The organism is Leuconostoc gelidum subsp. gelidum KCTC 3527 (assembly GCF_000166715.1).
GTDB classification, from domain to species: Bacteria; Bacillota; Bacilli; order Lactobacillales; family Lactobacillaceae; genus Leuconostoc; species Leuconostoc gelidum.
Map to the genome: position 1 here is coordinate 1 of NZ_AEMI01000013.1, position 9,475 is coordinate 9,475.

Below are 9,475 nucleotides of genomic sequence, written 5' to 3' on the forward strand. Positions count from 1 at the left end.
GCAAGTTCTCGAATGGTTTTTAAATTTTCACTCATGATCTATATCCTGCCTTTTAACGATTGGTAGATACTGTTCAATCGATTTTTTAAGATACTTAGCAATATTCTTTTTAGAATAGTCATCTTGTTTATCTCGGATATATGCTAAGTGCTCTTTGACACCGTTTACTCCTCGTAAATCTTTTAATTCGTCATATAGTGGATAAACATTTTTTTGTAAGCCTGCTAAGATTTTTTTATCCATAAGATCCAAATATGATAATAAAAAGTGTTCCATAAGTAGCTTTGTATATGGACTGTCCATTGCCTGCAAAACTAATTCATTTTCACTTTCTTCTTGCCTTATCTTTCCATCAATATAATCTCGATCACCTAATTTATAACTACTATCATCTGCGACTTGTTTTTTTGTAATATGAAAGACAATGCTATCAATACTACGTCCTTTTTTTACTTTTTCATACGTGACATTAAAAGAAGTGTATGAGTTAATTTCATCAAGTCCTGCTTTTAACACTCTTTTTTCAAAATTATCAATTCTTTGATAGTCTTTTACAGTATCCGTCATTTCTCGTAAATCTCGCATACCAATAGTTGGATTGCGATAATTTTCAACTTGTTCTTCTCGCCGTCCACCCTTAACACTGTAATGCTCATACTGATTGTAGTTCATTGATAGCCAACGATATAAAATAACAGCATACTTACTATTTAACTCTGAAATATCTGACAAAGCATGTTGCGTGAAATTAGTTTTGAGATTAATTAAGTAAGGCATGATTTCAGGACTAAATCGGATTAATACCTCATCATGATAGTCCGTCCATTCTACATACGGGATTGGCACAATACTAACAAACTTAAAACCTTTATCTTGTTCTTTTTTAATCTGAAAAAATGCTTGTTTTTGCATCTTTTCAATCACTTCTTTAAAGCGACTATGCTTGTCATTATCATCTACCTTAAAAAATGCAAATAATTCTTTCTTGGATAGATACACGGTCTGATCTTGAGGGGGATTGTCTGTATCAATTAAAGAAACAGCTAATTCAAACATTTTCAGTGGGGTTTTATCCATTTTGGCAATCGATGTAATTAGGCTATTATGTTCAACTACTTTTCGTTTTGATAAGTCATTCAAGGTCTGTACCTGCCTTGTTTTCGATTCTGGTATAATAGACATATAGGTACGCTCCTTTGCGTGTTTGGATTAAGCATGAAGAATGTCTGGCCAAAGATAATTTCTTCATGCTTTTATTATGCATTTTTATTACTACAAAATCAAAATAAAAGTAGGGGTATACACAGTTTTTTGTAGGGGTATACACAGTTTTTTGTAGGGGTATACACAGTTTTTTGTAGGGGTATAACTCTGAAAATCCTTGATAAAACACACTTTCTAACCGCGCAAAAGAACAAAAGATTAAAATATAAAAGATAAACTTATAATAGGCTGCGCCTTTTTATTGAATTAATAAAAACAAAACAAAAAGAACACCGTTGTACATAATGTTTGTCCAGAGTGTTCTTTTTGTTTGGCATTATTTTAAATGATGGATTACTGGTTATGTAACCTGATTGCCACTTATTAAGCCAATAGCGACGTTTTCATCTATTTAATGATTATTTCTACGTCACATGGCTAAAAACGCTTATACGGGCAAATAAGCCGTTATAACGTTAAAGACTTGGCCCCTTAAAAATATCACGCGTTAATTCAATGATCCGATTGATTAATGCTTTAACTTGTTCGATACCGCGATCTAATCTAGTTGGCGCTATTTTCGTATCTGGATCTGCTCTAGCTGTCGTCAGTGTTTTTAACCATGACTGGGCTACTTTTTTATTTTTTGTGAGTTCTTCATGATCCAGCTTATAAAGAACATACCGAGCCTCCACATCAGTATGCGATAGCTTGTCGACCCCATAATCATTTTTAAGTATGTCGCGCATCACATAGTCCATCTTTTGCTTTTCTCGTTGCCGCTTCTGTAGCGCTTGATGCGTTTCTTTCAGGTTTTGATAATCTGCTTGGACAGCTGCTAATTGCGCTTTTACTTGGCCTAACGTTTGCTTGAGTTCTTCCGTCTCATGCTGGCTTTGCAAGGTGGCTTTCTTCATCGTGGCTAACACGCTTTTAAAGCGATCTAAGTCATCAGGTTTAAGCACCGTCTTACCAAAGAGGTTTTTAGATAAGTCTTGTTTAAAGTCATCAATTTGTTTTTCGGCTAAGTCTACTTCTGTTAAGGCTTGATCCGTGATTTTAAGTACGGCCTGTTTCGCCCTAATATTTTCTTCAACGTCAGCTAGTTCGATTTTTAAGGCGTTAAACTGATCATTGTATTTTTTGATTTCAGCGACATTCTCAAACGGTAAGGTTTTGTGATTTAAAATACCTTGTTCATAAAAGGGCAGCACCTTTTTCAAATGCTGATCTAAATCCTCATGAAAGTTTGCAGATCATGTCGCGTTAGCACTTCTTTAGCGGATACTTTATAACGTGATTTTTTATCATCAAAAACCACTGGGACAAAGGCATAGTGCAAATGAGGGGTGGTCTCGTCATAATGCACCACGGCGGCCACGGGATTTTCTGGACCATAACGTTTATTTAGAAAATTGGTGGTTGCTTCAAAAAAGGCGCTCTGCTGCTCATAGGGGGCTTCTGTGAGTTCTTCAGGTAAAGTAACGATCCACGTCGCTAACGCCTTCAAATCGTCTCTTTTCATGCAATAAACGTCATTTAAACGCGCATTGGAGCGTGAAAGCATATCAGAACCATCCGCCATCAGATCTTGATTCAGATAGGTTTTCGACACATCAATTTCTTTGTTGGTGTGATGGTCAGTTTTACGTTCAAAATGGACCGCTAAACCAGGGACTGCGCCACGCGTATTTTTCTTTAAATGTGCCATCAAAAATGCCTCCTCGAAAAAGGTTTTCCAAGACCAGTATAACACCGTTAAAAATCTGGTATAGCCTGTTATACCAAAATCATATTTTGGACAGGCTCTGCGAGGCGCGTCATCGACAAGCGATGACCGTAGCGTTTCCCCTTCCTACTGGGGAAACTGCTATTTTACAGTGCCACTTATCCGGCTTGTAAAACCTCCGGCGGGTCACGCCGTGACGGGGCAATTTATCATTGCAGGATCACCTTCAGTGAGAGCATGTCATGCAGAACGCTACCCGCGCGGGGCAAGCTGGTGTCAGCTTAACCACATTAAAATAATCTGTAAACGTAAGTGTATAATAACAAAAAAATTGTAGTGGACTATCGCAATTAATAGGTGTTATACAATAAAAGCAAACAAAAAGGCACCCTTAAGGTGCCCACATTATTTTAACGATCATTAAGATCATCAAAATAACGTTTAATTGCGAACGTCACAACAGCAACACAGATTGCGTTAAACAATTGTGTGAGTTCTTGAAAAAAGTAAATCATGGAGTCTAAACCTCCTTGCCGTTGCAGTATAGTAGGAAACAACAGCTTTTTAAGTATAGCATGTTTTGAAATACCAATAATATGATGTTATAATGTTAATAGGAAAAAGTACATGGAGACTAACCTCTCTAGTAAAAAGGGCTAGTGCGTAGGAACACCAGCTCTTTTTGTTTGTCTTTTTTTGAAGCAAGTTTCCTTTCAGGGCAAGACAGTGTATAATTATAAACAATAACTGCCATGAAACAGCTCTGCTGTTTCAAAGGCTTGGGCCAGTGCGCTGGGCAAGCCTGGTGGCCCATTTTAAAATCCAGTGACGCCAACAATAACCTGGCTAACCTGTCATTTTTGACAATTAAAGACGCTTCAAAAAATTTCTTTAACCCCCAAATCACTAATAGGGGGGTTAAATTTACAAAAAAGCCAACAGGCAAACAACCCTCATGCTTACGGGGCGTAGGGTTACAGCGAAATAATATTCGTGTAAAAATCGCTGTAATAATGAAAATATGATGATAAAAATCGCCTGTAAGATGGCATTTTTTATTATATAAATCATTTAAATATTGATATCAAGCTATTTACGATTAAGAAGGATTATATGACATACAATGCGATTAAAGGACGCTTTACACGCGTTGCGCCCGATAAATCGATAGTATACGGTGATAAGCCCTACACCTTTGCCTTAACACCAGAACAAAGTGAACAGATTGACCAGGCTGTTTATGCGGTTGTCCTGGCCAAAAATTACAAAACGACCTCTTTCTCAATTGATGAGAAGTTAACGTTGTCTGACGAAGAAGTCGCCCAACACAAATTAGTGGTCCGTTTACGCCTCCGCAAAAAGCACAAACAGCCGTCTCATAAACCGCTCACGGACTAAAATTTCACAAATAACAAAAGGCTAGTCGTGGGGATTATGAGAGCTATACCACTTGCTGCTTAACATAATGCCGGTTATCGGCACTAGCCGGTACGACGCCGTTTATAAGCCGTCACCTGTGAATTTCAAAAATTCGCCTTGTGAAGGCTTATTTGTTGCACGATACAACTTGTGAAATCCGGCTGGTTCACAATCTATACCACCTGTTTTCTCTCACCGGTAGGGCTCGTCCCTGTTCCACCTACAAAAACACCCAGAAATCACGCCGTTTTAAGCTGAAATCCGGGTTTTGAAAAATTTTCGGAGTGCGGTACCTCTCGGTGCCAAAAAAGCCTGTCCATAATCTTGACATCAGCGCCGTGTTCGAAGACGACCCGACTACCATTCCAGCCCGTAAAGACATTCTAGGCGAAGCAATTAATACGCTTAACGAAAAGGTAAAAGAAATTGTTGATGCCCGTGATTATTTACAGTGGAAAATTGACAACTATGATTCTCACATGATTGAATCCGAAAATAAATTATAGAAAACAAACGAGGTCCGGGCGATGATTGCCTGGACCTCGTTTATTCTTTTTGATTAAACTTTCGGGGTAGCTCCGGCCCCTCGCGGGGCTATCTAAAAACCACTCCAAAGTATTGACATTATTCCCTTATTTAAAATCGTCCCATAATCGATTGTTTTTGATACTAACTGATTTATAAAAATATGCCTCTAAAGTTTCCAAAACTTCAGAGGCATATGAAAACGAGAATTAGTTAATATTTGAAACAGGTTATTAATTTTTGATAGGCTTAGAATTAGACCTTAACAATCGAAGCCCATTCAGAATAACAACCAATGTACTTCCTTCATGAATAATGACACTGATTGCAATATCCGTTAAGCCTAAGAAACTAACGACAACTAAAAAGGCAACAACGGCCATTGAAAAAATAACATTCTGCCAAATGACACGATTCATTTTCGTAGATATATTATGAGATTGTACCAATTTGGATAAATCGTTTTGCATTAAAACTAAATCCGATACCTCTACTGCCACATCGGTCCCATCTCCCATAGCGATTCCCACATCTGCGTTTACGAGAGCGGGGGCATCATTCACTCCGTCTCCAACCATGGTAACTACACCGTATTTTTCTTTTTGTTCGTCTATAATTCTGGATTTGTCTTCCGGCATGACATTCGCAATCACTTCATCTATTCCTAATTGTTTAGCGACTGCTTTACCCGTCATTTCTGAGTCACCAGTAATTAATGTGGTGTGTATGCCTTGTTCTCTGAAATAATCAATGGTTTCTTTTGCATGCTCACTCGGAACATCCATGAGGGCAATAAGACCTATAACAGCCTCATCTACTGCTACGTATACGACCGTCTTACCTTCTGACGACCATTCATTATTTAAACGACTATATTCATCTGAAACATCGTCAAACGAAGTCGGTTTTCCTATACGATAATTTCTCCCTTTGTAATCTCCTGTCAATCCTTTGCCGATCTGGTTTTCTACTTCGATAGTTAGTTTATTTTTTTGCTCAAACTTTCTTAGAATAGCATCTGCTAAAGGGTGATTGGATTCTTTTTCAAGAGCTACTACGATATCAATCATGTTTTCTTCGTTCACGGAATCAGCAAAATAGTAATTGGTTACTTCAGGTTTTCCTTTAGTCAAGGTTCCTGTCTTGTCAAATGCAATGGCTTGAGTATCGGCTAATTGAGACAGGTAAGAACTACCTTTTGAAAGGACGCCTTTTTTGGCCAAGTTAGAAGTCGTCGATAAAGTTACCGATACAGTAGCCGCTGCTAAAGCACAGGGTGAAGCTGCCACTAAAAGGACCAATCCTCTATAGATACTTTGTGACCATGTCCAGTCTAGGAGAAAAGGAGCCAATAACATGAATAACGGAATGGCAATTAAAACAACTGTAACGTATTTCGGTTCAAATTTTTGGATTATACTCGTAGCTTTTGTTTGGTTGTCTTGGTTCTGGTTTACTAACTGTAAAATTTTTGAAAATACTGTATCTTTATTTTCTTTAGTGACTTCCATTGTGAAAGTACCTGTTCCATTGATTGTACTTCCGAAAACGTCGTCTCCTTTGGACTTCTCTTTTGGGATACTTTCTCCATTAATAGATGACTCATCAATGGACGTAGAGCCTGACAAAATGACGCCATCAATGGGGACTTGATCGCCATTCAATACTTGAAGTTGATCTCCCACTTTTAATTCACTGACGTCAACATTTTTTGTACTGCCATCAGGCTGGATTAACCGGGCAGTCGTTGGATTCATTTCGAGTAATTTCGTGATTTCTCGTTTACTTCTTCCTTCTGCATAATCTTCCAAAAAATGTGCACCAGAAAAAATAAGAATCAATAATGTACCTTCCCAAAAATTCCCCATTAAAGAAGCGCCAATGGCCGCTAATCCCATCAAAATGTGAGAGTTGGGCATGAACTTTTTTTGAACTTTGGAGTTCTCGATTGTTTCTCCAAGGCCTTCAAGAATAATGACATGATATCCTGCACTGATTGTAGCGATTGAGAATAAAATATTTCGCATTAACTGATAATCTTCATTCAAAAATAAAGCGATCACCGCTAAGGCTAAACCAATAAAGTATAAAACGATTGGCATTTTTCCGTGTTCACGGTCGTGGTTGTGATTATGTTTTTCTTGAGATTGTTGTTCTTCGATAGTTTCCATTTTTATCACCTTCCTATATAATTCCTTTGATTTCCATTCATTTACTTATTAAATCACACAAATTCCCACTAAAAGAAGAGAAGTATTCATGTAATTTCCATTGTCTCTGACTCCTTTCAGTTGTCCCATATGTAAATCGGAATCTTTACGTTTTACATATGAATAACAAATCATATGTTTACAAAATCATATTAACTCACTGTATGAGTTTTGTCAAGACAAGATGCTTCTTATTCAAATGGACTACTATTGCTGATACAAAAGTCTTAATTTTGTCTATAAACAAAAAACTAGCATCGTTTTACTCATGTGATATTATATATATGAATGGAAAATCATGTGAGAGGAATAAGAGCATATGGATACATCAACAACTTCGCCAATCAATAAAGAGAAGATCCAATCAATAAGCAAAGAATTCAAAGTGATTAGTGACCCTACACGCTTGTCAATTCTCTTTCTTTTACAGAAAGAAGAGCTCAGTGTTGGAAACATTGTGCTTGCATTGGATATGGAACAGTCCGCGATTTCACACCAACTAAAAATATTGAATGATTCACGTTTAGTGAAGGCAAGAAGAGAAGGGAAAAGCATGGTTTACAGTCTTGATGATCTTCATGTTTTCAGTATTCTCGAACAAGTCTTAACTCATATCAAAGAACAAGAACAATAAAAGCTAATAAGGTATAAAACTAAATGGAGGTTTTTAAAATTTCAAAGTCAGAGAAACAAGAAAATCACTCGCACCAAAATCAACCGAATAAGAATATTAAAATTGCTTTTTTCACCAACTTTATTTTTTCCATGATTGAATTTTTCTTTGGGTCTCTTTTCAATAGTGTGTCAATTATGTCCGACGCCGTTCATGATTTAGGAGATTCCATTTCTATTGGATTCGCTTGGTTTTTCCAGGGGTACTCAGAAAAGCAGCAAGATGAACAGTTCACTTTTGGTTATAACCGCTTTTCATTATTAGGGGCGTTGATAACTGGAGTAGTACTGATCGGCGGCTCATTTTTTATGATTTACCGAAGTATCCCACGTTTGATTGATCCGCAACCGGTTAATTACAGTGGCATGTTTTGGCTTTCACTCGTGGCTATTGGATTGAATGGATATGCGGCTTGGATTCTAAGCAAAGGGTCATCTAAAAACGAAGGCATGTTGAACCTGCATATGCTAGAAGATGTATTAGGGTGGATTGGGGTCTTGGTTGTGAGTATCGTAATGAACTTTACCGAGGCTTATCGATTGGATCCAATCTTATCGATTTTGATAGCACTCTATATCCTCTATAAAACTGTACCTGAATTTTTAAGCACAATGAAAATTTTATTGAACGGTTCGCCGGAAAATGTAAACGTAGAGAACCTGGCGAGCTCCATTAACAATATTCCTGCTGTAAAGGCCCTCTCTCATTTTCACATTTGGTCACTGGACGGAGAAGAAAATGCCCTTATCGTTACGGTTCTTATAGATTCTTCCGATATAAACAAGGCTAGGGAAATCAAAGAAGAAATTGCAGAGCTTGCCCATACATCGGGTGTAAAGAATCATATCACAATAGAAATAACTACAAGTAAAGACGAACTGGAAAAAGGGTATGCTTATGGCAGTTGGTTCTGTTGCAAAGTTTTAAATCTACTATCAAATAAGGTAGAATAATAGAAAAAGATAGCAGGAGGAATGACGATGAATCATTTTAAAGGAAAGCAATTTCAGCAGGATGTGATTATTGTAGCCGTGGGCTACTATCTTCGTTATAACCTTAGCTATCGTGAAGTTCAAGAAATCTTATATGATCGTGGCATTAACGTTTCTCATACGACGATTTATCGTTGGGTGCAAGAATATGGCAAACTACTCTATCAAATTTGGAAAAAGAAAAATAAAAAATCCTTTTATTCATGGAAAATGGATGAAACGTACATCAAAATTAAAGGAAAATGGCATTATTTGTATCGAGCCATCGATGCAGATGGTTTAACCTTGGATATTTGGTTACGTAAAAAACGGGACACACAAGCAGCCTATGCTTTTCTTAAGCGGTTAGTGAAGCAGTTTGATGAACCGAAGGTTGTAGTCACAGATAAAGCCCCCTCTATTACAAGTGCCTTTAAGAAACTAAAAGAATACGGCTTTTATCAAGGGACAGAACATCGTACCATTAAATACCTGAATAATTTGATTGAACAAGACCATCGTCCAGTAAAGAGACGCAATAAATTCTATCGAAGTTTACGCACTGCCTCTACCACGATTAAAGGTATGGAAGCCATCCGAGGATTATATAAGAAAACCCGAAAAGAAGGCACTCTCTTCGGGTTTTCGGTCTGTACTGAAATCAAGGTATTATTGGGAATCCCAGCTTAAATCATAGATACCGTAAGGGATTTTATTCTTTATTTAAAACTTTGCAACAGAACCA

At 37.4% G+C, this 9,475-nt stretch carries 7 protein-coding genes and 1 pseudogene; 5 read left to right on the forward strand and 3 right to left on the reverse strand.

Annotated features, from left to right (window positions below):
* Positions 1–27 precede the first annotated feature (27 nt).
* Together EUI_RS0102630 and mobV are read right to left on the reverse strand one after the other, a co-directional pair.
* The gene (locus EUI_RS0102630; RefSeq protein ID WP_010015869.1) at positions 28–1,182 is read right to left on the reverse strand and encodes a RepB family plasmid replication initiator protein; all 1,155 of its coding nucleotides are present in this window, start codon (positions 1,180–1,182) and stop codon (positions 28–30) included.
* Positions 1,183–1,679: 497 nt separating this feature from the next.
* A pseudogene (mobV, locus tag EUI_RS10935) lies at positions 1,680–2,914 on the reverse strand (MobV family relaxase).
* 1,131 nt (positions 2,915–4,045) lie between these two features.
* Between mobV and EUI_RS0102655 the strand changes: the two are divergent.
* Positions 4,046–4,330, forward strand: a complete 285-nt coding sequence (locus EUI_RS0102655; protein ID WP_010015872.1) for a hypothetical protein — start codon at positions 4,046–4,048, stop codon at positions 4,328–4,330.
* 320 nt (positions 4,331–4,650) lie between these two features.
* Positions 4,651–4,857: a MerR family transcriptional regulator gene (locus EUI_RS0102660; protein WP_010004772.1), complete on the forward strand. Its 207-nt coding sequence runs from the start codon at positions 4,651–4,653 to the stop codon at positions 4,855–4,857.
* A 252-nt stretch (positions 4,858–5,109) separates the two neighbouring features.
* Here the strand turns inward: EUI_RS0102660 and EUI_RS0102665 are convergent, their stop codons facing one another.
* Positions 5,110–7,047, reverse strand: coding sequence for a heavy metal translocating P-type ATPase (locus EUI_RS0102665; protein ID WP_002316687.1), 1,938 nt, complete (start codon positions 7,045–7,047; stop codon positions 5,110–5,112).
* Between the two features lie 358 nt (positions 7,048–7,405).
* Between EUI_RS0102665 and EUI_RS0102670 the strand changes: the two genes are divergently transcribed.
* From EUI_RS0102670 to EUI_RS0102680, 3 genes are read left to right on the forward strand one after another with little or no spacing between them, the layout of a single operon-like run.
* Complete coding sequence (locus EUI_RS0102670) at positions 7,406–7,720, forward strand: ArsR/SmtB family transcription factor (protein ID WP_002316685.1); 315 nt, start codon at positions 7,406–7,408, stop codon at positions 7,718–7,720.
* Between the two features lie 23 nt (positions 7,721–7,743).
* Positions 7,744–8,712, forward strand: coding sequence for a cation diffusion facilitator family transporter (locus tag EUI_RS0102675; protein ID WP_010015875.1), 969 nt, complete (start codon positions 7,744–7,746; stop codon positions 8,710–8,712).
* Positions 8,713–8,739: 27 nt separating this feature from the next.
* On the forward strand, positions 8,740–9,420 hold the full coding sequence (locus EUI_RS0102680; RefSeq protein ID WP_001015311.1) for an IS6-like element IS1216 family transposase: 681 nt from the start codon (positions 8,740–8,742) through the stop codon (positions 9,418–9,420).
* Positions 9,421–9,475 lie beyond the last annotated feature (55 nt).

What these genes read in the sequence shown, in the direction of transcription:
- EUI_RS0102630 (WP_010015869.1), bottom strand. Translation starts at nt 1,182, where the DNA reads ATGTCTATTATACCAGAATCGAAAACAAGGCAGGTACAGACCTTGAAT.
- EUI_RS0102655 (WP_010015872.1), top strand. Translation starts at nt 4,046, where the DNA reads ATGACATACAATGCGATTAAAGGACGCTTTACACGCGTTGCGCCCGAT.
- EUI_RS0102665 (WP_002316687.1), bottom strand. Translation starts at nt 7,047, where the DNA reads ATGGAAACTATCGAAGAACAACAATCTCAAGAAAAACATAATCACAAC.
- EUI_RS0102670 (WP_002316685.1), top strand. Translation starts at nt 7,406, where the DNA reads ATGGATACATCAACAACTTCGCCAATCAATAAAGAGAAGATCCAATCA.
- EUI_RS0102675 (WP_010015875.1), top strand. Translation starts at nt 7,744, where the DNA reads ATGGAGGTTTTTAAAATTTCAAAGTCAGAGAAACAAGAAAATCACTCG.
- EUI_RS0102680 (WP_001015311.1), top strand. Translation starts at nt 8,740, where the DNA reads ATGAATCATTTTAAAGGAAAGCAATTTCAGCAGGATGTGATTATTGTA.